21 protein-coding genes and 1 tRNA gene are annotated in these 23,714 nt (G+C 65.4%); 15 read left to right on the top strand and 7 right to left on the bottom strand.

From position 1 onward, the window contains the following. Nucleotides 1-148: 148 nt before the first annotated feature. The 4 genes from CH278_RS13770 to CH278_RS13755 all read left to right on the top strand — a co-directional run bounded on the left by CH278_RS13770 (nt 149) and on the right by CH278_RS13755 (nt 4,044). Complete coding sequence (locus CH278_RS13770) at nt 149-1,081, top strand: aldo/keto reductase (protein WP_032365792.1); 933 nt, start codon at nt 149-151, stop codon at nt 1,079-1,081. 64 nt (nt 1,082-1,145) lie between these two features. After that, nucleotides 1,146-2,150, top strand: a complete 1,005-nt coding sequence (locus CH278_RS13765) for a heme/hemin ABC transporter substrate-binding protein (protein WP_373557330.1) — start codon at nt 1,146-1,148, stop codon at nt 2,148-2,150. Next, nucleotides 2,147-3,214 (top strand): FecCD family ABC transporter permease, encoded by a 1,068-nt coding sequence (locus tag CH278_RS13760; protein ID WP_094622145.1) that lies wholly within the window; start codon nt 2,147-2,149, stop codon nt 3,212-3,214. The genes CH278_RS13765 and CH278_RS13760 overlap by 4 nt, the downstream gene beginning before the upstream one ends. After that, the gene (locus tag CH278_RS13755; protein ID WP_032365789.1) at nt 3,211-4,044 is read left to right on the top strand and encodes a heme ABC transporter ATP-binding protein; all 834 of its coding nucleotides are present in this window, start codon (nt 3,211-3,213) and stop codon (nt 4,042-4,044) included. The genes CH278_RS13760 and CH278_RS13755 overlap by 4 nt, the downstream gene beginning before the upstream one ends. A gap of 21 nt (nt 4,045-4,065) precedes the next feature. Here CH278_RS13755 and CH278_RS13750 read toward each other — a convergent pair whose 3' ends face one another. Continuing rightward, entirely contained in the window at nt 4,066-4,599 is a 534-nt protein-coding gene (locus CH278_RS13750; protein WP_228139215.1) for a hypothetical protein, read from the bottom strand. Here CH278_RS13750 and CH278_RS13745 point away from each other — a divergent pair. The 3 genes from CH278_RS13745 (at nt 4,598) to CH278_RS13735 (ending at nt 7,121) form a co-directional block, all read left to right on the top strand. Beyond that, entirely contained in the window at nt 4,598-5,623 is a 1,026-nt protein-coding gene (locus CH278_RS13745) for a YncE family protein (protein ID WP_057474707.1), read from the top strand. The two genes, CH278_RS13750 and CH278_RS13745, sit on opposite strands and share 2 nt — an antisense overlap. 81 nt (nt 5,624-5,704) lie before the next feature. Beyond that, nucleotides 5,705-5,944, top strand: a complete 240-nt coding sequence (locus tag CH278_RS13740) for a DUF5703 family protein (protein WP_027497059.1) — start codon at nt 5,705-5,707, stop codon at nt 5,942-5,944. A 106-nt stretch (nt 5,945-6,050) separates the two neighbouring features. Beyond that, complete coding sequence (locus tag CH278_RS13735) at nt 6,051-7,121, top strand: quinone-dependent dihydroorotate dehydrogenase (RefSeq protein WP_032408488.1); 1,071 nt, start codon at nt 6,051-6,053, stop codon at nt 7,119-7,121. A 63-nt stretch (nt 7,122-7,184) separates the two neighbouring features. Here CH278_RS13735 and CH278_RS13730 read toward each other — a convergent pair whose 3' ends face one another. Together CH278_RS13730 and CH278_RS13725 are read right to left on the bottom strand one after the other, a co-directional pair. Further along, a complete protein-coding gene (locus tag CH278_RS13730) occupies nt 7,185-7,712 on the bottom strand; it encodes a YbhB/YbcL family Raf kinase inhibitor-like protein (RefSeq protein ID WP_027497057.1) in 528 nt (175 codons plus the stop codon). 16 nt (nt 7,713-7,728) lie between these two features. After that, on the bottom strand, nt 7,729-9,087 hold the full coding sequence (locus tag CH278_RS13725) for a M20/M25/M40 family metallo-hydrolase (RefSeq protein WP_080729261.1): 1,359 nt from the start codon (nt 9,085-9,087) through the stop codon (nt 7,729-7,731). 193 nt (nt 9,088-9,280) lie between these two features. Between CH278_RS13725 and CH278_RS13720 the strand changes: the two genes are divergently transcribed. From CH278_RS13720 to CH278_RS28010, 6 genes are all read left to right on the top strand, one after another. Beyond that, nucleotides 9,281-9,366: transfer RNA gene (locus CH278_RS13720), tRNA-Leu, on the top strand. A 142-nt stretch (nt 9,367-9,508) separates the two neighbouring features. Further along, complete coding sequence (locus tag CH278_RS13715) at nt 9,509-10,972, top strand: SDR family NAD(P)-dependent oxidoreductase (protein WP_032382054.1); 1,464 nt, start codon at nt 9,509-9,511, stop codon at nt 10,970-10,972. Between the two features lie 134 nt (nt 10,973-11,106). Further along, nucleotides 11,107-12,603 carry a glutamate-cysteine ligase family protein gene (locus CH278_RS13710; RefSeq protein WP_032370522.1) on the top strand — a complete coding sequence of 499 codons (1,497 nt, stop codon included), beginning with the start codon at nt 11,107-11,109 and terminating at the stop codon, nt 12,601-12,603. Nucleotides 12,604-12,641: 38 nt separating this feature from the next. Next, complete coding sequence (locus CH278_RS13705) at nt 12,642-13,907, top strand: saccharopine dehydrogenase family protein (protein ID WP_094622144.1); 1,266 nt, start codon at nt 12,642-12,644, stop codon at nt 13,905-13,907. Nucleotides 13,908-13,912: 5 nt separating this feature from the next. Then, the gene (locus tag CH278_RS28015) at nt 13,913-14,542 is read left to right on the top strand and encodes a hypothetical protein (protein WP_256991955.1); all 630 of its coding nucleotides are present in this window, start codon (nt 13,913-13,915) and stop codon (nt 14,540-14,542) included. Next, nucleotides 14,530-15,243 (top strand): CoA transferase, encoded by a 714-nt coding sequence (locus CH278_RS28010; protein WP_256993735.1) that lies wholly within the window; start codon nt 14,530-14,532, stop codon nt 15,241-15,243. Before CH278_RS28015 ends, CH278_RS28010 begins: the two co-directional genes overlap by 13 nt. Here the strand turns inward: CH278_RS28010 and proP are convergent. Further along, nucleotides 15,232-16,662: a glycine betaine/L-proline transporter ProP gene (gene proP, locus CH278_RS13695; protein WP_370878783.1), complete on the bottom strand. Its 1,431-nt coding sequence runs from the start codon at nt 16,660-16,662 to the stop codon at nt 15,232-15,234. The genes CH278_RS28010 and proP overlap by 12 nt on opposite strands. Before the next feature lie 306 nt (nt 16,663-16,968). Between proP and CH278_RS13690 the strand changes: the two genes are divergently transcribed. Together CH278_RS13690 and CH278_RS13685 are read left to right on the top strand one after the other, a co-directional pair. Further along, nucleotides 16,969-17,439 (top strand): OsmC family protein, encoded by a 471-nt coding sequence (locus tag CH278_RS13690; RefSeq protein WP_094622143.1) that lies wholly within the window; start codon nt 16,969-16,971, stop codon nt 17,437-17,439. Further along, nucleotides 17,436-18,509 (top strand): nucleoside hydrolase, encoded by a 1,074-nt coding sequence (locus CH278_RS13685; protein ID WP_094622142.1) that lies wholly within the window; start codon nt 17,436-17,438, stop codon nt 18,507-18,509. Before CH278_RS13690 ends, CH278_RS13685 begins: the two co-directional genes overlap by 4 nt. Here the strand turns inward: CH278_RS13685 and meaB are convergent. Genes meaB through mutA form a run of 3 tightly spaced genes read right to left on the bottom strand, consistent with a single transcriptional unit; the run spans nt 18,486 to nt 23,634 of the window. Then, complete coding sequence (meaB, locus tag CH278_RS13680; protein ID WP_032370517.1) at nt 18,486-19,484, bottom strand: methylmalonyl Co-A mutase-associated GTPase MeaB; 999 nt, start codon at nt 19,482-19,484, stop codon at nt 18,486-18,488. The two genes, CH278_RS13685 and meaB, sit on opposite strands and share 24 nt — an antisense overlap. 2 nt (nt 19,485-19,486) lie before the next feature. Next, nucleotides 19,487-21,757 (bottom strand): methylmalonyl-CoA mutase, encoded by a 2,271-nt coding sequence (gene scpA, locus CH278_RS13675; RefSeq protein WP_032365779.1) that lies wholly within the window; start codon nt 21,755-21,757, stop codon nt 19,487-19,489. Beyond that, complete coding sequence (gene mutA, locus CH278_RS13670; RefSeq protein ID WP_094622141.1) at nt 21,754-23,634, bottom strand: methylmalonyl-CoA mutase small subunit; 1,881 nt, start codon at nt 23,632-23,634, stop codon at nt 21,754-21,756. The genes scpA and mutA overlap by 4 nt, the downstream gene beginning before the upstream one ends. Nucleotides 23,635-23,714 lie beyond the last annotated feature (80 nt).

Raw genomic sequence — 23,714 nt, 5'->3', positions numbered from 1 at the left:
GCGAGTGCCCGCCCCCTGGATTCGCGATTCACGGGGACGACCGTACCCGGCGCGGCACTTGCGCACCGAGCGGCGCGGCGCACTACTGTGCACTGGCGGCAGGCCAGTACGAACCCGACGATCACAGGCAAAAGGACATTCGGCACATATGAAGCAGAGATCGGTCGGCACCAGCGGACTTCGGGTGTCGAGGCTCGGCCTCGGCACTCTCGGGTGGGGCAGCGGGACCGATGGGGACGACGCTGCGGCGCAGTTGTCGGCGTTCGCCGAGGCGGGCGGCACCCTGGTCGATACGTCCCCGGCGTACGGCGACGGTCGAGCTCAGCGAGTACTCGCGGAGTTGCTCGACGATGTGGTTCCTCGGCAGGACTTGGTGATCAGCAGTGCCGCGGGGGTCGGTTCGCGGTACGGCCGGTATCACGTCGATTGCTCGAGGCGCGGACTGCTCGGTCAGTTGGACGCAACGCTGCGTGAGCTCGGTACCGACTATCTCGACCTGTGGCAGGTAGCCACGTGGGATCCGATGACCCCGGTCGACGAGGTGGCGGCGACACTCGACTACGCCGTCTCGAGTGGACGGGTTCGCTACACCGGTGCCCGCGGGTATCTGGGCTGGCAGTTGGCCACGGCTGCCGGTGCGGCCGGTATCGGACGGATCGTGTCGACGCAGGCGGAGTACTCACTGTTGGCCCGTGGGATCGAGGACGAACTGGTTCCCGCCGCCCTGCACCACGGCATCGGCATCCTCGCGGCGGTTCCCCTGGCGGGTGGTGTCCTGACGGGTAAGTACCGCAACGGGATTCCGGCCGATTCGCGCGGGGCCGACGAGCTACACGCCGACGCGGTGAATGCGTACCTGACCGACTCGGCGGTAGGTGTCGTCGATGCGGCGGTCACGGCCGCCGATGGTCTTGCCACCTCTCCCCTGGTCGTCGCCCTTGCGTGGGCCCGTGATCGTCCCGGGGTGAGCAGTGCGATCGTCGGTGCCCGCGATCTGGCCCAGTTGATGGGTGCTCTGATGGCCGAGGAGCTCGAACTGCCGGCGGCCATCACGTCGGCCCTGGACGACGTCAGCGGTTGATCGCAGGTGCTGCTCGGCCTGGGTGAGGTCACCTGAAGGTCGGGCAGGCTAACCTATGGTCGTGATCGTCAAACGCCTCGCCGCCGCGCTGCTGACGGCCGGACTGCTGGTGTCGTGTTCGGTGAACAACTCCGCGGCACCGGACTCCGGCACGATCGGCCCCCGCACCGCCGTCGTCGACGACCCCGATCCGGAGCCCATCGCGGTCGATCCGGCTGCCGAACTACCGGTCACCGTCACCGGTTTCGACGGCGTGCCCGTCACGATTTCGGACAACAGCAGGATCGTGGCGGCCGACCAGTACGGCACCCTCGCCGAAACGGTGTTCGCGCTCGGACTCGGCGACAATCTCGTCGGGCGCGACACCTCGGCGTCGTTTCCCGCGGCAGCAGACGTACCCGACGTCACCCCTACCGGCCACTCGCTCAGTGCCGAAGGCATTCTCGCGCTGTCGCCGACGGTCGTCCTGACCGACACCAGTATCGGCCCGCGCGCTGTCCAGGATCAGATTCGGGCCGCGGGAATTCCGGTCGTCTACTTCGACCCCGCTCGAACTCTGGCCGGGGTAGCAGGACAGATCGACGCTGTTGCGGCGGCTCTCGGGGTTCCCGACGCCGGTTCCGCACTGGCGCAACGGGCAACCGAAGAGATTGCCGCCGCGACACAGAACGCGCCCCGATCCGACGAGCCGCTGAAGGTTGCGTTCTTGTACATGCGTGGTCCGGCGATCAAGATGCTCGCCGGTCCGGGTTCCGGAGCGGACGCTCTCATCGAGGCGATCGGTGCTCGGGATGCAGGGGTCGAATCGGGTCTGACCGAACAGTTCGTCCCGGTGACCAGTGAGGCACTCATCGCTGCGGCACCCGACGTGATTCTCATGATGACCAAGGGGCTGCAATCGATCGGCGGGATCGACGGGCTCGAGCAGATACCCGGTATCGCGCAGACGCCCGCCGGCCAGCAGCGTCGGGTGGTCGACATGGACGACGGCACCGTTCTCAGTTTCGGTCCGAACACCGGAAAGGTGCTGGCTGCATTGTCGAAGGCCGTCTACGAACCTGCCTTATGAGCGACGTGTCGTCTGCGCGGTCGCGGTCGGGTACGACGCGGGTGGTCTCGACGTTCGTCGTGCTGGCGGTCGCGCTGTTGGTCCTGGCCTTGGTGTCGGCTGTCGTAGGGCAGGTACCGACGACTCCGGCGGAAGTGTTGGGGAGTCTGACGCATCGGGTGGGCCTCGACATCGGCCCGATGCCCGCTCACCCCAGCGGCGAGGTGACCCTCTGGCAGGTCCGGTTTCCTCGGCTGACCCTCGCGATGCTCGTCGGTGCCTGTCTGGGATGCGCGGGTGCACTGCTCCAGGGTGTGTTCGCCAACCCTCTCGCCGAACCCGGTGTCGTCGGCGTGTCGTCGGGCGCGGCTGTCGGTGCGAGCTCGGTCTTCGTCCTGGGCGGCAGCTTTGCCGGGGTCTGGACCGTTGCGCTCGCAGCCTTCGTGGGCGGACTCGTCACCACGATTGTGGTCTACTTCCTGGCTCGCAATGCCGGCCGAACCGAGGTGGTGACCCTCATCCTCACCGGAGTCGCCGTCAATGCGTTCGCCGGCGGCGTGATCGCGTTCTTCACGTTCGTCGCCAGCCCGGCCGCTCGCGACCAGATCGTCTTCTGGCAGTTGGGATCCCTTGCCGGTGCCACGTGGCAGTCGGTCGCGGTGGTCGGTCCGCTGGCCTTGGTCGGGATCGGAGCGTCGTCGATGATCGCCCGCCGACTGGACCTGCTCGCACTCGGTGAGAACGTGGCGCGCCATCTCGGCGTGAACGTCGAGCGCCTGCGTCAGTTCGCCATCGTGGTCGTCGCAGTGCTCGTCGCGTCCGGAGTGGCGTTCACCGGGATCATCCTGTTCGTGGGTCTGGTGGTACCCCACGCCATGCGCATGGTGCTCGGTCCGGCGCACCGGGTACTCATCCCTGCCAGCGCACTCGCGGGAGGCGTGGTCCTCCTCGGGGCCGATCTCGTCACGCGGACGCTCGTGGCGAACGTCGACCTTCCGCTCGGGATGGTGACCTCGTTGGCGGGCGCACCGTTCTTCTTCTGGCTGCTGCGCCGCACCCGGGCTCGTCAGGGCGGCTGGGCATGATCGGGAAGTTCGGTGGACACCGTTCCGACATTCCTGCCGACCCGACACCGGGTTCACGCACCCTGGTCGCCGTGGGGGTCGGCGCACACCGCGGTGACCGGGCCGTTCTGAACGACGTGCATCTCGAGGTCGTCGTCGGAGAGATTCTGGCTCTCGTGGGCCCGAACGGGGCGGGTAAGTCCACGTTGCTGTCGGTCCTGTCCGGAGACACCGAGCCCAGTTCCGGATCGGTACTGCTCGGCGAGAGACCACTGTCCCGCTTCCGGCCGGTCGACCTCGCGCGACGACGCGCCGTGCTCCCGCAACAGCACGCGATCGGGTTCGCATTCACCGTCGAGCAGATCGTGCGGATGGGCCGAGCTCCGTGGACCGGAACGTCGGCGGTACGCGAGGACGACGCGCAGGTGGCCGCCGCCATGGCCGCCTGCGACGTGTCCGAATTCGCCGGACGTCCGTTCGGTTCCCTATCCGGCGGTGAGCAGTCCCGAGTCGCGTTGGCCCGTGTCATGGCACAGCGCACCGCCACGATCATGCTCGACGAACCCACCGCGGCGCTCGATGTGGGACACCAGGAGTCGGTGATGGCCGTGGTGCGTTCACTGGCCGCGTCCGGTCGTGCCGTGGTTGTCGTACTGCACGATCTGGGGCTTGCTGCGGCCTACGCCGATCGGGTCGCGATTCTCGACGCAGGCGAGCTGGTGGCTACGGGACCGCCCCGGGAGGTTCTCACCGCCGAGCGGCTCGGCCGGATCTACCGACACCCGGTCGATGTCTTCGACCACCCCGTCACCGGTGAGCAACTGGTGATCCCGAAGCGGGGTCAGGAGTGAAGCCTGCGGAACGACCAGGGTTCAGAAACCCTCCAGCGCAGAGTTGACGCGATTGAAGAAGGCCCGGACTGCCGTGTCTCGCAGTGACACATCCGACAGCTGCTGAGCATGAGCGACAGCGTCACGAACCACCCCGATGATGCTGCGTTCGTCGGTCAGATCGATCTCGGTGACCGAGTGTTCGGCGACGGCGTCCACTTCGGTTCGATCCGGCACGGCTGACACGACATCGGCCCGATAGATCTTCACGTAGAGCGTGCTGCGCTGCACTCTGAACGCGAACGCGCGTCCGTCGTCTGTTCTGCCGAAGCCGTTGGCGTGCGTACCCGCATTCACTTCCTCGACCACGAAGTGCGTTCCTTCGGATCCCACATCCGCTCCCATGTCGTGCTCGTTCACGAATTCGATGCCGATCGAACACGCTACCGTCTCCGCGCCCCCGACGAACGGCACCGAGTCCCGGGCTGTCGATTTCGCCGAGGTCGACGCGCGCTGGTACAGATGTGGCAGCGCCTTACCAGGGGCAGTCACCACAGGAAGTAGGTTCGGTTCCATGCGAACACCGTCGGCACGTACGGCCAGGACGGCAGTGGCGTCCGCGCTCGCCGTCGTCACACTCGTCGGTTTGGGTGGCTGCTCGAGCGAGGACGAGAACGCCGACGAGATCTCCGTCGAGCCGCAGCCGCCTGCCTTGTCCCCCGCGACTGCAGTGGCTCCGGCCGGAGTCGTCCGCGCCTTCGCTCCCGTGGACGCACTGACTTTCGATTCTGCAACGCGCACTCTGGTTGCCCTGACCGACGCGTCGACCACCGTGAGCCTGGTGGACGGGGAGGCGTCGAGCGAGCCCCGCGTGGTGGATCTGGGCGGATCCGCTGCAGAGCTGGTCGCCGGACGGGACTCGAGTGTCTTGGTTCCGATGGACGGCGTTCTCTCGAGGATCACCGTGGCAGACGGTCAGCGCACCGATACCGCCGTCGACGGCCGGACTCTGTCGGCTGCCGATCTACCCGACGGCACCACGGCGGTCGGTGACGCCACCGGGCGTATCAGCATTCTCGACGCCGCCGGACAGGTGACGAGCACCGTCTCCGGACCGGGCGTGACCTCGGCCGACGCGTTGGCCAGCACACCGGACGGTGTCTCGGTACTCGATCGCCGCCAGACCTCGATCACCGATCTGAACCTCGACGACGACACCCTCGGTGTGGCCCTGCGCGCGGGCGAAGGCGCCGCCGAGATGACCAGCGACGAGTACGGACGACTTCTGGTCACCGACTCGACCGGCACCGAGCTGCTGGTCTTCACCTCGCACGATCTGCTGATGCGGCAACGGTTTCCGGTCGGGTCCGCGCCCTGGGCGATCGCCTACGATGAACAATCCGGTATTGCATGGGTCACCTTGCCGGCTCGCAACGAGGTGGTCGGGTACACACTCGACACCGGAATTCCGGTCGAGGCGCAACGGTTGCCCACTGTGCGACAGCCGAACTCGGTTGCCGTCGACGCGGATACCGGCGATCTGTACGTGGGATCGGCGACCGGGGACGGGCTGCAGCGCATCCCCGCCGCGGGCCGTTGACCTGCCGAATCGGCAGGAGACGGTACCCGCAGGAACGACCCTCGAGAATGGTGGAGGCACGTGAACGCACACGAGAATTCGATGCCGGGCCGAGCGAAGATGCCCGTCGGGTGGGAGGTGTCCCCGTCCGACGACTGGGAGTACGTCCCTCTCCGGTTGCCACCGGACGTCACTCGCGTGACCGCATCGATGCGGCTCGCGATTCAGGCCGAATTCGGCGGCTGGGAGCTGTCTCGGGTACGTCTGTACACCGACGGAAGTCGCCGCGTGTTGCTCAAGCGCAAGAAGACCGCACATCATGTGCCGGAGCCCGGAATCTGACCGGCTCGACGGCAGCACCGATCGACTCCGAACAACGACCCTGAAGTACCGACCCTGAAGTACCGACCCTGAAGTACCGACCTGAAAGAAGACCGTGGGAGACCGTCTGTACCGCGTCCTGTTACGCCTGATGTTCCTCGTATCACCGGAGAGGATTCATCACCTCGCGTTCGGTGTTCTCAGGGCTGTTGCGGCGCTTCCTCCGCTTCGCAAGCTGGCAAGTGCACTGTTCGTCGTCGACGATCCGCGGTTGCGTTCGACGGCATTCGGAATCGAATTTCCGGCCCCCCTCGGGCTTGCGGCCGGGTTCGACAAGAATGCCGATGGCATCGATGCGTGGGCCCCGCTGGGGTTCGGGTTCGCCGAGATCGGCACCGTGACTGCGCAGGGGCAACCCGGCAACCCGACGCCTCGTCTGTTCCGGCTGCCTCTCGACCGCGCGATCATCAATCGGATGGGCTTCAACAACCACGGTGCGGAGTACGCGGCCGCGAAACTGCGTTCGCGCAGAACGCGGATTCCCATCGGTGCGAACATCGGCAAGACGAAGATCGTCGAGCCGGCGGATGCCGCCGCCGATTACACCACCAGCGCCCGCTTGCTAGGCCCTCTGGCAGATTTTGTCGTCGTCAATGTCAGCTCCCCCAACACGCCGGGTCTACGGGATCTGCAGGCCGTCGAGTCGTTGCGGCCGATTCTGGTTGCTGTGCAGTCGGTGGTGTCGGTGCCGGTTCTAGTCAAGATTGCGCCGGACCTGTCCGACGAGGACATCGACGCCGTCGCTGATCTGGCTGTCGAACTCGGCCTCGACGGCATCGTGGCGACCAACACGACTGTCTCTCGCGACGGACTCCGTACCGACGCGGAGGCGGTCGCGGCCATCGGTGCAGGCGGGCTGTCCGGTGCTCCACTGCAGGCTCGCTCGCTGGACGTCATTCGGCGCCTCTACCGCCGGGTCGGGACGCAGCTGACGCTGATCTCGGTGGGAGGAATCGAAACGGAAGAGCAGGCCTGGGAACGTATCGTTGCCGGTGCGTCCCTGGTGCAGGGATACACCGGGTTCATCTACGGCGGACCGCTGTGGATCAGGAACATCAACCGTGGTCTGCTGTCCCGACTCGAGCAGCACGGATTCGCTCGTCTGGCCGACGCAGTGGGTTCGGAGAACAGGCACTGACACCCCCGTCGTGCGCGTTTTGCGTACCCAGAGGTACGCAAAACGCGCACGACGAGACCCAGATCAGGCCTCGTAGGTACCCGTGATCACGGCACGTCCGATGGCGTGCGAGAACAGGTTGAACCCGAGGTACGCCGGGGTCGCCGTCTCGTCGACTTCGAGCCGATCGACGTCCACGGCGTGCACCGCGATGAAGTAGCGGTGTGGGCCGTGGCCTGCGGGTGGGGCAGCACCGATGTACCGGAACAGGCCCGCGTCGTTCTTCAGCGTCACGGCCGTACTGGGCACCCCGGTTCCACCGTCGTCGCCTGCTCCCGAGACCAGCGACGTCGTCTCCACCGGAATGTTCGCCACGGCCCAATGCCAGAAGCCCGAGGCCGTGGGTGCGTCGGGATCGTAGACCGTCACCGCGAAGCTCTTGGTGCCCTCGGGGAATCCGGACCAGGACAGCTGCGGGGAGTTGTCGTGTCCACCGGCTCCCATGATTCCGCTGACCTGCTGGGCCTTCAGGGGCTTGCCGTCCTGCACATCCTCGGACGTCAACTCGAAGGACGGTAGGTCCGGAAGCGAGTCGTATGGGTTGTACGCCACGATGGTTCCTTTCGTATCAGCTGTGCATCAAGAAGTGCTCGAGCACCTGTGTGCCGAACTCCAACGACTCCACGGGTACTCGTTCGTCGATGCCGTGAAACAACGCCGCGAAATCGAGTTCGGGCGGAAGCTTGAGCGGGGCGAACCCGAAGCAACGAATTCCGATGCGCGCGAACGCTTTTGCGTCGGTGCCGCCGGACAACATGTACGGCACGGTGCGGCCGTTGGGGTCGTGCGCGAGGACGGCGTCGTTCATCGCGTCGACGAGATCCCCGTCGAATGTGGTCTCGTACGGTTCGAGCTTGGTGATCCATTCCCGTTCGACATTCGGGCCGATCAGTTCGTCGACCTCCTTCTCGAAGGCGGCTTGGCGGCCGGGCAGCACGCGGCAATCCACCACGGCTGTCGCGGTCTGCGGAATCACGTTGGCCTTGTAGCCGGCCGAGAGCATCGTGGGGTTCGCCGTATCGCGCAGGGTCGCGCCGACGATGCGGGCGATGCTGCCGAGTTTGAGCAGCGTGCCGTCGATGTCCGGTGACGTCGGATCGAAGTCGAGTCCGGATTCCTCGGATACCGCCTGCAAGAACTGCGATACGGACTCGGTGAGCACCAGGGGGAATGTGTGATTGCCCAGTTTCGCGACGGCCTCGGCCAGGTAGGTCACGGCGTTGTCGTCGTGCAGGAACGATCCGTGTCCGGCCCGCGCCTTCGCGGTCAGCCGCATCCACGCCAGACTCTTCTCGGCGGTTTCGACCATGTACAGCCGCTTCTCGGTGCCGTCCGGTCGAGCGACCGTCAGAGAGAACCCGCCGACTTCGCCGACTGCCTCCGTGACGCCCTCGAACAGATCCGGTCGGTTGTCGACCAGCCAGTGCGATCCGTACTTGCCGCCTGCCTCCTCGTCGGCGAGGAACGCGAACAGGATGTCGCGGGGCGGAACCGTGCCGTTCGACTTGAACTGGCGGGCCAGCGCCAGTGCCATCCCGACCATGTCCTTCATGTCCACGGCACCTCGACCCCAGACGTAGCCGTCTTCGACGGCTCCGGAGAACGGGTGCACACTCCAGTCGGCCGGCTCGGCCGGGACGACGTCGAGGTGTCCGTGTACGAGCAGAGCTCCACGGGACGAGTCGGCGCCGCGCAGCCAAGCGAAGACGTTGCCGCGTCCGGGGGCACCGGATTCGACGTACTCGGTCTCGTACCCCACCTCTTCGAGCTTGCTCGCCACCCATTCGGCGCATTCCTTCTCGCCGACCGTGGTGTCGAGTTCGCCGGTGTTCGAGGTGTCGAATCTGATCAGAGAGCTGACCAGCTCCACCACTTCGTCGAGAGCGACGGTGGGAGCGCGTTCTCCTCGGCTTCGGGCATTGCTCACTTCGGGATCGTTCGAATCGTTTGCCACATCGTCGTTCCTACCATCACCGAGGGGCCGGGGCACCACCGAAAACCGCTCGACGCATGAACTGACGTGGGGATTTGGGTTATCGGGAACCCGTCGGATAATCTTACGCAGCGCACAGCGACCAGCTGTGAGAGCAACAAGAGAATATGCGGCAACGGTCGCACATGTCCGAGTGGCGGAATGGCAGACGCGCTAGCTTGAGGTGCTAGTGTCCTATTAACGGACGTGGGGGTTCAAGTCCCCCCTCGGACACCGTCTGAATGTTGTTCACAGACAAAGATTTTCAAAGATCTGAGTTGAGACAGACGAAACTGACCCTGATTCTTCGGAATCGGGGTCTTTTTCGTTGTTCTCACGTCGACGGCTCGACCGGGCCGATGCTAGGAGACTGAAGATGGACTCGATCGACCCCACCGATCTCGACACGTGTCTGCGGGTGCTCGCACAAGCCGCCGAGCTGGACAAGAATCATCCGGATTCCATCGCCGTCCAGCGGGCGTCCGGTGCCATGTTCAAAGATCTCAAGCGTGCTCGACGCGTTGCCGCACGGAACGCCGTCAACGCAGCCGACCGGGCAGTCGTGGCGGCCACGGCGACCGGATCCCCGGATCGTATCGACGACGAGACCGCAGGTCTGTCCCTCACCTCGCGCGCCGAGGGTGAGATCGCGGGCACCTTGATCAGGGCGCGCCCGTGCTATATCTGCAAGCAGCGCTACACCGATGTCGATTCGTTCTACCACCAGCTGTGTCCCGAGTGCGCGGCGCTCAACCGCGGCAAACGCAACGCACGAACCGACCTGTCCGGCCGGCGGGCACTGCTGACCGGAGGTCGGGCGAAGATCGGCATGTACATCGCCCTCCGGCTGCTCCGCGACGGCGCGCACACGACGATCACCACGCGTTTTCCCAACGATGCCGTGCGCCGGTTCGCTGCGATGGACGACAGCGATCAGTGGTTGCACCGCCTGCGCGTCGTCGGTATCGATCTACGAGACCCCGCTCAGGTTGTGGCACTTGCCGATTCGGTCGCCGCCGAGGGACCGCTCGACATCCTGATCAACAATGCTGCGCAGACGGTCAAGCGCTCCCCCGGCTCGTACAGCGCGCTGGCCGACGCCGAAGCGGAACCGTTGCCCGCGGCACTGACCGACGGTGCCGGGCCGCAACGGATCACGTTCGGCAAGACCAGCGACGCCCACCCTGCGTCGTTGGCCAGCTCGTTGCCGGCCACGGCGATCGGCGGTCAGCAGGTCTCGGCGACTTTGAGCGCAGACGACGTCGCGTCTCTGGCGATGGTGGCGGGTTCGGTGACAGCGGAGCGCATCGAGAACGGACTGGCGATCGACGCGGGCGGCCTGGTGCCCGACCTCGCCGAGACCAACAGCTGGATTCACACCGTCGAGCAGGTCGATCCGGTCGAGTTGCTCGAAGTGCAGCTGTGCAATTCCGTGGCACCGTTCATCCTCGTCTCACGCCTGCGCGCGTCGATGGAGGCGTCACAGGCTCGACGCAAGTATGTGGTCAACGTTTCTGCCATGGAGGGTCAGTTCGGTCGGGCATACAAGGGCCCGGGGCATCCGCACACCAACATGGCCAAGGCGGCATTGAACATGCTGACCCGCACCAGTGCCAAGGAGATGGTGGAGAGCGGCATCCTGATGACCGCCGTCGACACCGGATGGATCACCGACGAGCGCCCGCACCCCACCAAGATGCGGCTGGCCGACGAGGGCTTCCACGCGCCGCTGGATCTGGTCGACGGTGCTGCGCGGGTGTACGACCCCATCGTGCAGGGCGAACTCGGAGTCGATCTGTACGGCTCGTTCCTCAAGGATTACCAGCCCTCGCCCTGGTGACGATCGGCCCCGGGGTCGTTCCTCCGGGCGATTCTGCACGTGGATGCCCCGGAGCAACCCCGGGCTGCGATACTCGGAAACGACGCCGTCTCGCGTGAGCGAACGGCACCGAGACACAGCGTGAGGCGGTCACCATGGGCGAGGATGTCGAACGCCGAAAGTTCACCAGACAGGACCGACACCAGTTTCGGCAGAAGGTTCAGGACTGTCTCGACGCGTTGGCCATCATGTTGGCCGACGAGACGTTCCAGGTCGGCGAACCCCAGATCGGCATGGAGATCGAGCTCAACCTCGTAGACGAGGACATGGCACCGTCGATGGCCAATGCCGAGGTACTCGACGCCATCGCCGATCCCGATTATCAGACCGAGCTGGGCCAGTTCAACATCGAGATCAACGTCGATCCTCGACCGCTGCGGGGCTCGTCGATCGCCGAGTTGGAGACGGATCTGCGGCGATCGCTGAATGCTGCCGACGAGCGGGCCCGTGGCTCGGGTAGTCGACTTGCCATGATCGGCATGCTCCCGACTCTGACGAAGGAACACTTCGAACACCGCTGGCTGTCGGCGAATCCGCGATACGACCTACTGAACCAGCAGATCTTTGCCGCCCGTGGTGAGGACATCGAACTGAAGATCGCGGGCGTGCGTCTGCCCGGGTCTGCGGCCGCCGAGAACCTCGATATCGTGACCGACACGATTCTGCCCGAGGCGGCCTGCACGTCCGTCCAACTGCATCTGCAAGTCGCCCCTGACGAGTTCGCGTCGTATTGGAATGCCGCACAGGCGTTGTCGGGTGTTCAGGTTGCGCTCGCCGCGAACTCGCCGTTCCTCGCCGGGCGTGCACTGTGGCACGAGACCCGCATACCGTTGTTCGAGCAGGCCACCGATACGAGGCCGCAGGAACTCAAGAACCAGGGAGTTCGCCCGCGAGTGTGGTTCGGGGAGAGATGGATCACCTCGATCTTCGACCTGTTCGAGGAGAACTCGCGCTACTTCCCCGCCCTGCTCCCGGTGTGCAGCGAAGAGGACCCCAAAGCCGCTCTGGCCCGAGGTGATACACCGTCGCTGTCGGAACTGCGGATGCACAACGGAACCGTGTACCGGTGGAACCGGCCGATTTACGATCGGTCCGGCGACGGGCACCACATCCGGCTCGAGAACCGCGTTCTGCCTGCCGGACCGACAGTCGTCGACACCCTCGCCGATGCCGCGTTCTACTACGGCACCGTACGGGCTCTCGCGGATGCCGATCGGCCCCTGTGGTCGCAGATGTCGTTCGATGCCGCCGAGGAGAACGTGCACTCCGCGGCGCGCGGCGGGTTCGATTCGATGCTCTACTGGCCCGAGGTCGGCTGGGTGAGTCCGCAGGAGCTGGTACTGCGCCGATTGCTTCCGATGGCCGAGGCCGGTCTCGCCGCGTACGGCGTCGACTCTGCCGTACGTGACCGCTATCTCGGCATTATCGAAGCGCGGTGCCTGGCCAAGCAGTCGGGTTCGGGGTGGCAGCGAGCCGCCGTCGTCGCGCGCGAACGGGCCGGCGATACTCGGGAGCAGGCTCTCGCGGGGATGTTGGGAGATTACGTGGACAGGATGGACACGGGAGAACCCGTGCACACCTGGACCCACTAGCCGACGCTGCCGGCGGCGTCCGCGTTAGTGTCGTAACCATGACTACGTCCGACTCGGATTTCACCTCAGGCCCCGACCGCACCCACGACATCGTCGTCTACGGCGTCACCGGATTCGTAGGAAAGCTGACGGCGAAGTACCTCGCCGAACACGCGCCTGCCGACACCCGTATCGCGCTGGCAGGCAGGTCCACCGGACGCATCGAGGCAGCGCGAAAGGAACTGGGACCCAACGCCCAGAACTGGCCCGTCATCGAAGCCGACGCCGCCGACACCGCCGCGCTGCGATCCATGGCCGAATCGACCCGAGTCGTCATCACGACGGTCGGCCCGTATGCCAAGTACGGCATGCCACTGGCAACTGCGTGCGCCGAGGCCGGAACCGACTACGTCGACCTCACCGGCGAGGTGCTCTTCGCTCGCGAGAGTATCGACACCAACCACGAGATCGCACAACGTACCGGTGCCAGGATCGTCCACTCGTGCGGGTTCGACTCGGTTCCGTCCGACATCGGTGTCCACGCTCTGTACGAGGCCGTCACGGCCGACAATGCGGGCGAACTCACCGACACCACGCTCGTGGTCACCTCGATGTCGGGCGGGGTCAGTGGCGGTACCGTCGACTCGCTCCGTGGTCAGATCGAGGCCATGAAGAAGGACAAGCGGGCCAGACGCATCGCGGCCCGTCCGTATTCGCTGAGCCCCGATCGAAGCCTCGAGCCCCAGCTCGGCCGCCAACTCGATACCGTACTCATCGACGGAAAGAAGATCGATCCGAGCCTGCGCGGGTGGAAGGCTCCGTTCGTGATGGCCTCGTACAACACACGAGTCGTGCGGCGTACCAATGCACTTCGAGACTGGGCCTACGGAAAGCAGTTCCGGTACAGCGAGGTGATGAGCGTCGGCTCGTCCGTCGTCAGCCCGGTGCTCGCCGGCGCATTGTCGGCGGGACTGTTCGTCGGAGTGTCGGCCATGACGGTACTGCCGGGCAAAGTGCTCGATCGCATCCTGCCCAAGCCCGGTAGCGGCCCCAGTGAAAAGGCCCGAGAGAAGGGCCATTTCACGGTCGATCTGTACACCCTGACGACGTCCGGGGCGCGATACCGGGCCCGGGTCAAGGCGTCCGGCGACCCCGGCTACAAGGCGACGGCGGTCATGCTCGCCGAGTCCGCACTCGCGCTGGTTCTCGGTAAAGACGCACTGCCGAAAGCCAGCGGAGTTCTCACTCCCGCAACCGCCATGGGCGACGTTCTGGTGGACCGTCTGAATGCGGCCGGCATGGAGATCTGGGCCAAGCGGAACTGATTGCGGTGCAGGGAACGTCGGGCACGACTGGACATCTCGCATCGACACTTCCGGTCGCGGCGCTCGCCGCCGAGTCGGTCGGTGCCCTCGGCACCGCCGTCGCCCAGTTGCAAAGCGCGCTGGGATCGGTGACGACGGATTCCGAGACGGTGACGCCGACAGCGTCCATGGCGCGTATCGCCGCGTCGTTCATGGGCGACACCGTGTTGCGGATCGACGGCGAGCCGGTGCAGGGTTTCGCCGATCTGTCCGGCTTCTTCCCGGTGTCCGACGGTTGGGTGAGAACCCACGCCAACTACCCACACCACCGAGAGGCATTGCTCGGTGTAGTGGGCCTCGGTGGCGCCGGCTCGGCGGAGTCGATCGGCGTGTTCGGCGATCGACTCCGCGCGGAATGTCCGGGTTCGAGCTCGAAGAGCTGTGCGCGGCGTCGGGCGCTCTGGCCGTGCGGGTCCGCACGGAAGAACAATGGTCCGCTCACCCCGCTGGTATTGCCGCGAACTCCGGTCCGGTCGTTACACGAGGTGCGGCCGATCCGGCTGCCCGAGTGCGCATTCCGTCGTTCCGGCCGCTTCCGTCGCTTCGGCCGGGGGGTGCCGAATACCCGTTGGCGGGTATCCGGGTGCTCGATCTGACGCGGGTGATTGCCGGTCCTGTCGCTACGCGCGCTCTCGCACTTCTCGGTGCCGATGTGCTCCGTGTCGATTCGCCCCGGCACCCGGAACTGCCCTGGCAGCATCTGGAGAACGGCCAGGGCAAGCGGTCGGCCCTGCTGGACCTGGACACGGCGGAGGGACTCGATCGGATGCTCGGGCTCCTCGACTCGGCCGACGTGCTCGTCACCGGGTATCGGCCGGGGGCCCTCGATCGTTTCGGCCTCGAACACCGGGCGGACCTCGTCCACGGGCGCATCAGCGCATGGGGCACAGAGGGTCCCTGGTCGCGGCGGCGGGGCTTCGACAGCCTCGTTCAGGCTGCGAGCGGTATCTCTGTTCTGGAAGGCCGTGACGGTCGGCCCGGTCGGCTTCCGGCTCAGGCGCTCGATCATGCGAGCGGTTATCTGCTGGCTGCCGGAATCGTCTCGGAACTGGCGGCGCGCGTAGAAGGGTCGGGCACTGCGGCACCGGTCGACGTAGCGCTCGCAGCAACGGCAGCGTGGCTGACCGGTCTTCCCGGGCGCGACCCCGAACACGGCCCCGCCGCGCTACCGCCACCCGAGTGCGTGGTCACGCACGGCTCGGTGACGGCAGCGCGACCGGTGTTCGACTGCTACTCCGACTACGCGTACCCGGCTCACGTCTGGGGTAGCGACGAGGCCGGTTGGTTACCGCGCTGACCGGTCTGCGGAGCTACTCCCGGTCAGCGCAGAAGCCTCGGTGTACAGATCCTTGGCCTCCTCGGTCGAATCCACCTGGGGCGGAGAACCATCGAGCGGCTGAGTAGCCGACTCGCGGAGGAAACCGACGGCGATCAGACCGATGACGCCGCTGATGATCAGGTAGTAGGCCGGGATCATGGTGCTGCCGGTGGAACTGACCAGGGCCGAGGTGACCAGCGGTGTGGTGCCGCCGAAGATCGACACCGACAGGTTGAATCCGATCGACAGTGCGGCGTAGCGCACGCGCGTCGGGAACAGTGCAGGCAAGGTGGAGGCGCTGGGTGCGGCGAAGCACGCCAACACCACTCCCAGCAGCAGGCACGCAATCAGAGGCCCGATCCACCCGCTGCGTTGGATCAGCAGAAAGCACGGGATGGCCAGGACTATCTGTCCGATGGCACCGAACACGAACACCGGCTTGCGGCCGATTCGGTCGGTCAGCCGACCGACGGCCACGATGATGGACACGACCACGACCATCGCGGACAGGACCAACAGATCGGCGCTGAGCTGGCTGCGACCGACGACCTCGGTGAAGTACGTGGGCAGGTACGAGGTCACCATGTAGTTGGTGACGTTGTACAGCAACACGATTCCCATGCAGATGAGCAGTGCTTTCCAATGGACCGTGAAGATCTTTCCGATCGAGCTGCGTCCGGTCTCCTGCGCCTTGACCTTGGAGTCGTGCTCGTCGAGTTGCTTGCGGAACGCGGGGGTGTCCTCGAGCTTGAGGCGCAGGTACAAACCGATGATGCCCATCGGCCCAGCAATGAAGAACGGTATGCGCCAACCCCATTCGATCATGGTGGCGTCGCCCAGTACCGCATTGAGAATCGTCACCAATCCGGACCCCATCGCGTATCCGACGAAAGTGCCGAAGTCGAGCCAACTGCCGAGGAAACCTCGTCTTTTGTCGGGTGAATATTCGGCGATGAAGGTCGTGGCACCGCCGTATTCACCACCGGTGGAGAATCCCTGAACCAAGCGGGCGACGAGCAGCAGGATGGGAGCCCAGATTCCGATGGAGTCGTAGCTGGGAATAAGGCCGACGGCCAACGTACCGATCGACATCATGATCATGGTGGCGGCCAGGACCTTCTGGCGTCCGATGCGGTCGCCGAGAGGGCCGAAGAAGAGTCCACCGAGTGGCCGTACTACGAACGCGGCCGCGAACGTGGCGAAGGTCGACAGCAACTGGACTGCGGGTGACGCGTCCGGGTAGAACACCTTGCCCAGTGTCGCGGCAAGATAGCCGTACACACCGAAGTCGAACCATTCCATCGTGTTGCCCAGTGCCGCTGCAGACACGGCCCGCTTGAGCATGGGCTGGTCCACGACCGTGATGCTCTCTTCCGACATCGCCGGCTTGCGACGCATACGTTTGAAGAATGCGTCACGCCGCAGACGCTGTACGTGGCGCTGGCCCCATTTCGGGATCTGGGGTGACGACTCGGGCGATTCTGGACCTTGCGCAACCGTCATTGCAGCAACGTTAGCGAGCGCAATGACCAGCAGACAAACGCCGAAACGGACATCGGCACGCACGAGCGTACATTCCCCCAGGTAGAGGACGGTCGATCGAATCTTGGCCACTACCTTGACAATTGGCGCATTGATCGCAATACGGACAGGTCTCCTCGGCGTGCGTGACGACGGTGGACGGCGGCCTGGCACGATGGAGCCATGCCCACCCATGACTACGCCCTGGCCGTGAGCTGGACCGGCAATCGCGGACACGGGACGGCGAATGCAGCCGCATACGACCGCGATCATCTCGTCACGGCACCCGGAAAACCCGATCTCTCGGCCAGTTCCGATCCGAGCTTTCGAGGCAATCCCGAGCGGTGGAATCCAGAGGAGCTACTCGTGGCATCACTGTCGAGCTGCCACATGCTCTGGTACCTCGGGTTGGCCGCCGCGTCGCACGTGACCGTCACCGACTACGTCGACTCCCCCACCGGGGTCATGACCGAGCAATCCGACGGCTCGGGGCAGTTCGTCGAGGCGACCCTGGCTCCGGTAGTCACGGTCGCCGAGTCCTCGATGGTGACCCGTGCGGAGGAACTGCACGCCGAGGCCGCAGCCAAGTGCTTCATCGCCCGATCGGTCAACTTCCCGGTCCGCCACAACCCGACGACTCGGGTGACCGCATGACCGTACCGATGATCGTCGACGTCGACACCGGGATCGACGACTCGCTCGCACTGCTCTACCTGTTGGCCACCGACGAGGCCGAGATCCTCGGCATAGCGTCCACCGCCGGTAACGTGCCGGTGAACCAGGTCGCCGCGAACAACCTGGCCTGGCTCGACCTGTGCCGCGCGGCCGATATCGAAGTGTCGCTCGGTGCGCAGGTGCCGTTGGTGGCACCTTTGATGACTACCGAGGACACTCACGGACCGCAAGGCATCGGATATGCGGAGCTGCCGGTGTCGAGTCGGGACCTGTCCGCACGCGATGCCACCACGATGTGGATCGAGTTGGTTCGCTCGCGACCGGGTGAGATCACCGGTCTCGTCACCGGTCCGCTGACCAATCTCGCGCTGGCGGTTCGCCGAGACCCCGAGTTGCCTCGGCTGTTGAAGCGATTGGTGTTGATGGGTGGTGCTTTTCAGCATCAGGGCAACACGACGCCGACGAGCGAGTGGAACATCGCGGTGGACCCCGAGGCTGCAGCGGAGGTCTTCGCCGCTTTCTCCGGACTACCCGAGGACCGACGTCCGATCGTGTGCGCACTCGACATCACCGAGACCATCGAGATGACACCCGAGCACATTCGCCTTCTCGGTGAACGCGCCGGAAGCGTTCCGGCCGAGCTGATCTCGTCGACCGATGCGCCGGGGACGCGATCGACGGCCTCGAACCCGATCGTGCGCCATTTCTCGGACGCGGTCCGCTTCTACTTCGAATTCCATCGCGATCACGAGCAGGGCTTTCTGGCCCACATGCACGATCCGTTCGCCGCAGCAGTGGCGGTGCAACCGGATATCGCCACCTACCGGCACGCGACCGTGGACGTGGAACTGGTCGGAACCCTCACTCGCGGAACGACGGTGGCGGATTGGCGCGGAATGTGGGGCAGGCCTCCGAACGCAGCCATCGCCACCCACGCCGATCCTCAGGCGTTCTTCGATCAGCTCGTCGAACGCGTCGGCGAGCTGGCGGCGACTCTGTACCCCACCCAGCAGGGACAGCAGGCGTCAGGAATCGAAGGCGTCGAGTAGCTCCTGAGCGGCCAACGCCGCCGTGAGCGACCCGTCGCGCACGCGAGATTCCACGTCGTCTCGAATTGCCTTCACCGACGGGCTCTGAGCCAACCGACGCAGTAGCTGATCGTTGACCATCGTCCACGTCCAGTCCACCTGCTGCTTGCGCCGCTTCTCGGCGAACTCGCCTGCGTCACGGAGCACCTGCTGGTGGCGGAGCACCGTGTTCCAGTACTCGTCGAGGCCGGTGCCTTCGATGGCACTCATCGTCAACACCGGGGGCTTCCAGATCGCATCGTGCGGATAAATCAGCCGCAGTGCACCCGCCAACTCTCGCGCCGCGTTCTTCGCGTCGGTCGCGTGCTTGCCGTCGGCCTTGTTGACGGCCACCAGATCTGCGAGTTCGAGAACGCCCTTCTTGATGCCCTGCAACTGATCCCCGGTACGCGCAAGCGTGAGGAACGTGAAGCAGTCGACCATGTTCGCGACCGTCACCTCGGACTGGCCCACGCCCACGGTCTCGACCAGGATCACGTCGAACCCTGCGGCTTCGAGCAACACGATGGTCTCTCTCGTCGCGCGTGCGACTCCGCCCAACGTTCCCGAGGTCGGCGACGGCCTGATGTACGCGTTCTCCTGCACCGCGAGACGCGACATCCGGGTTTTGTCTCCCAGGATGGAACCACCGGTCCGCGTCGACGACGGATCGACCGCAAGCACCGCGACCCGATGTCCCTGTTCGATCAACCGCATTCCGAGCGCATCGATGAACGTCGACTTCCCGACCCCCGGAACCCCGGTGATGCCCACCCGGTGCGATCCGCCGGCGTCGGGCAACACCCGAAGCAGCAACCGCTGTGCCAAGTCACGATGATCCGAGCGGGTCGATTCGACCAACGTGATCGCCCGGGCGAGCCCGGATCGTTCGTTCGCTCGGACCGACTCGGCCACCGCATCGATGTCGATGACGCGGCCCTTGTTCGGAGAGTTCATATTCAGGCGTTGGCCTCGCGTGGTGCATGCCCGAGCGCAACGGACAGCTTCTCCACCAGACCGATCGCCGCGTCGGCGATGACGGTGCCCGGAGGGAAGATCGCCGCGGCACCCGCTGCGTAGAGCTCGTCGAAATCGCCGGGCGGGATGACGCCACCGACGACGATCATGATGTCCTCGCGCCCGACGTCGGCCAAGGCCTGTCGCAAGGCGGGCACCAGCGTCAGATGGCCCGCCGCCAGTGACGACACTCCGACGACATGGACGTCGTTGTCCGCTGCCTGCCGGGCAACCTCCTCGGGCGTCTGGAACAACGGACCGACGTCGACGTCGAAGCCGATGTCGGCGAACGCCGTGGCAATGACCTTCTGGCCTCGGTCGTGTCCGTCCTGCCCCATCTTGCACACCAGAACACGAGGACGACGGCCCTCGTCCTCGGCGAACTGTTCGACCAGCGCGGTGGCGCGGGTGATGTTCTCGGATTTACCTGCCTCGTCGCGGTACACACCACTGATTGTCCGGATTTCCGCCTGATGGCGCCCGTAGACCTTCTCCAAGGCGTCGGAAATCTCACCGACGGTGGCCATCTTGCGGGCGGCATCGATGGCGAGAGCCAGCAGATTGTTCTCCATGCCCGGCTGGTCCGACGCTGCGGCCCGAGTCAGGTTCGCCAGTGCCGCCTCGACCTCGGCAGTGTCCCGCTCGGCACGAAGACGCTCGAGCTTCTCGATCTGCTCTTTTCGCACCTTCGAGTTCTCGACCTTGAGTACCTCGATGGTGTCGGGCTCGTCGGGCACGTACTTGTTGACGCCCACCAGCGGCTGTCGGCCGGAGTCGATGCGCGCCTGGGTACGAGCCGCCGCCTCCTCGATGCGCAACTTCGGAATGCCTTCGCCGATGGCCTGCGCCATGCCGCCCGCTTCCTCGACCTCCGCAATGTGTGCGCGAGCCCGATTCGCCAGCTGATGGGTGAGCCACTCGACGTAGTGCGACCCGCCCCACGGATCGATCGGCCGAACGGTGTTGGATTCCTGCGCGATGAGTAGCTGAGTGTTGCGGGCGATACGGGCCGAGAAGTCGGTCGGCAACGCCAGTGCCTCGTCGAGCGCGTTGGTGTGCAGGGACTGCGTATGGCCCTGGGTCGCGGCCATGGCTTCGACACAGGTGCGGGCGACGTTGTTGAACACGTCCTGTGCGGTCAGCGACCAACCCGACGTCTGCGAATGAGTGCGCAGGGAACGGGATTTGGCACTCTTGGGCTCGAATTGTTGGACGAGCTCGGCCCACAGCAGCCGCCCGGCGCGGAGCTTGGCAACCTCCATGAAGAAGTTCATTCCGATGGCCCAGAAGAACGACAGTCGCGGCGCGAACGTGTCGATGTCCATGCCGGCGTCCAGGCCGGCTCGGATGTACTCGACACCGTCCGCGAGGGTGTAGGCGAGTTCGAGATCGGCTGTGGCACCGGCTTCTTGGATGTGGTAGCCGGAGATGGAGATCGAGTTGTACTTCGGCATTTTCTCGCTGGTGTACGCAAAGATGTCCGAGATGATGCGCATCGACGGCTTCGGCGGATAGATGTAGGTGTTGCGCACCATGAACTCTTTGAGGATGTCGTTCTGGATGGTGCCGGCGAGTTTCTCCGGCCCGACGCCCTGCTCCTCCGCGGCGGCGACGTACAGCGCCAGAATTGGCAGCACCGCTCCGTTCATCGTCATCGACACCGAGACGCTACCGAGGTCGATACCGTCGAACAGCTGTCGCATGTCGTAGATGGAATCGATTGCCACACCGGCCATTCCGACGTCACCCTGCACTCGCGGGTGATCGGAGTCGTAGCCCCGGTGCGTGGCCAGATCGAACGCCACCGACAGGCCTTTCTGCCCGGCCGCGAGGTTGCGGCGGTAGAAGGCGTTGGACTCGGCTGCGGTGGAGAATCCGGCGTACTGGCGAATGGTCCACGGTTGGTTGACGTACATCGTGGGATACGGCCCGCGGAGGAACGGCGGGGCACCCGGATAGCTGTGCAACGGGTAGCCCTCGGCCTCGGCGGCATCCCGGTCTGCCTCGGTGTACACCGGCTTGACGTCGATGCCCTCGGGAGTGGACCACACCACCTGCTCAGGGGTGTAGAAGTTGGCCTTGGCACCGTTCTTCACGTGTGTGGCCACGTCCTCCGCGGACGGCGGCGACGGCGTCGGCTCGTCGGGATCGACCAGCGGTACGTCGGCGAAACTGCCGATGGTGTGCGAGATTCGGTTCTCGTCGGTACTCACTTCGAGGCTCCCAGCGTGTCGAGAAGTTCGGTCAGCACGGCGACGGCGTCGACCTTTGCGGTCAGGAATCCATCAGGACGAGACGGGCCGTCGACGCCGGCGAAGATCTTTTCCGGGCCGGCGAGCAAGACCCGCGAGACCCCTGCTGCACGCAGAGCATCCACGGCAGTAGCGGCTTCGTCGCCGTAGCGCTTGTCGGTTCCGCATACCACGGCGATCGAGGCTCCCGACGCTTCGACAGCACCGGCGACAGCGTCGACGCCCAGGGGGCCGGGGTTGACAGCTTCGATTCCGCCCGACGCCAACAGATTGGACGCGAAGGTCGTCCGGACGTTGTGCTCGGCGACGGTCCCCAACGGGACCAGTAGCACCTGGGGTCGCGAATCATGCTGGGCCAGATAAGAATCGGATCGATCTCGGAGCGACTCGAATGCCCGGCCGTACCGATACACGGGTGCCGAGCCGGCAGGCTGCGTCTGCTCGGGAGTCAGGGGGGCCTCGGCCAGATTGGGAAACTCGTTGACACCGGTCAGCGGAGTGATGCGATGCGCGATGTCGGACTCGCGCTCTGCACGGGTCTTCTCGATGTCGGCGACCAGCGAACCGTCCGCGGTTGCTGCAGCGAATCCGCCCGACGCTTCGATGGTCTGGAAGAAGTCCCACGCCGTCGCGGCAACCGCAGCCGTGAGTTCCTCGATGTACCACGAGCCCGAACCCGGATCCAGAACCCGACCCAGATGGGCTTCCTCCAGCAGGAGCAACTGAGTGTTTCTCGCGATACGGGCAGCGAACGTCTTGGACACTCCGGCGGCGCCACCGTTCAGTGCCGCGTCGAACGGCAGCACCGTCACCGAATCCGCACCACCCACTCCGGCACCGAACGACGCAAGAGTGGTACGCAGCATGTTCACCCACGGATCGCGCTGCGACATCATCGCTTCCGACGTCACCGCATGCTGAGGAGCATCACCGGCGTCGGGCGCACCGCACACCTGCGCAATCCGTGCCCACAGAATGCGAGCAGCGCGAAACTTGGCGATGGTCTGGAACTGGTCGTCGGTTGCTGCGAATCGAAACTCGATCTGGCGCAAAGCATCCGAGACGGCCACACCGTTCTCGGTCATCGATCGGACGTACTCGAGCCCGGCCGCGATCGACGCACCCAGTTCCTGCGCATCCGACGCACCGAGATTATGGAACACGGTGCCGTCGACGGTGATGGCACGCATCGACTCGGCGCGGTCGATGCACGCGCGGGCCAGGTCGAGCGCCTCGGCCATCTCTATGGATTCCGTGCCTGCCACTGCAGCAGTGAGAGTGTCCACTCCGAGTCTGACGTCGACGGCGGCGCGATCGTCGATCTCTGCCGCATCGAGAACGTCGAACAGTGCCGTCGCTGCCGCGCGAACATCCCTGCGGGCATCGATCGTCAACGGGGCCAGCTCGAGCAGCACACCATGGAGAGCCTCCGACAGATCCGACGGATCCAACCCACGCGACCCCACCGTCAACCAGAGCGCACTGGTGCCGTTGGCGAGCGAATCGAGGATCTGACCGTTCAGCGCGGGCACACCGTCACGAACGTCGGAACCGTGACGCGTGCACACCTTCCAGCCCGCGTTGACGTCCCGATGTGGATCACGCCCCCGCAGGTACGGAAACTGCCCCGGCAACGGACCCTCGGGGCGCTCGTCGAACGCGGTGTACAGCGGAGACACCGTGATTCCGTCGTACGTCGTGGAATCGAGAAGATGTTCGGGATCGGCAGGCAGATCGGCCACATCGACCCGGCGAGACTTGGCCAGGACCCCGGCCACCGCCTGCTGCCAGGCCGCGTGGGCACTGCGTGCGGCATCTTCGTGCGACGCGATGGACACGTGTGCTGCTCCCTCGGTTCGGCGGGCAGTCCTACACCCGACTTGAAGTGATGCTAACCCCACCTACGTGCAGGCTATCG

The sequence above is a fragment of the Rhodococcus sp. 05-2254-5 genome, assembly GCF_002258575.1.
In the GTDB taxonomy this organism is placed as follows: Bacteria; Actinomycetota; Actinomycetes; order Mycobacteriales; family Mycobacteriaceae; genus Rhodococcoides; species Rhodococcoides fascians.
This window is presented reverse-complemented; position numbering and strand designations above follow the sequence as displayed.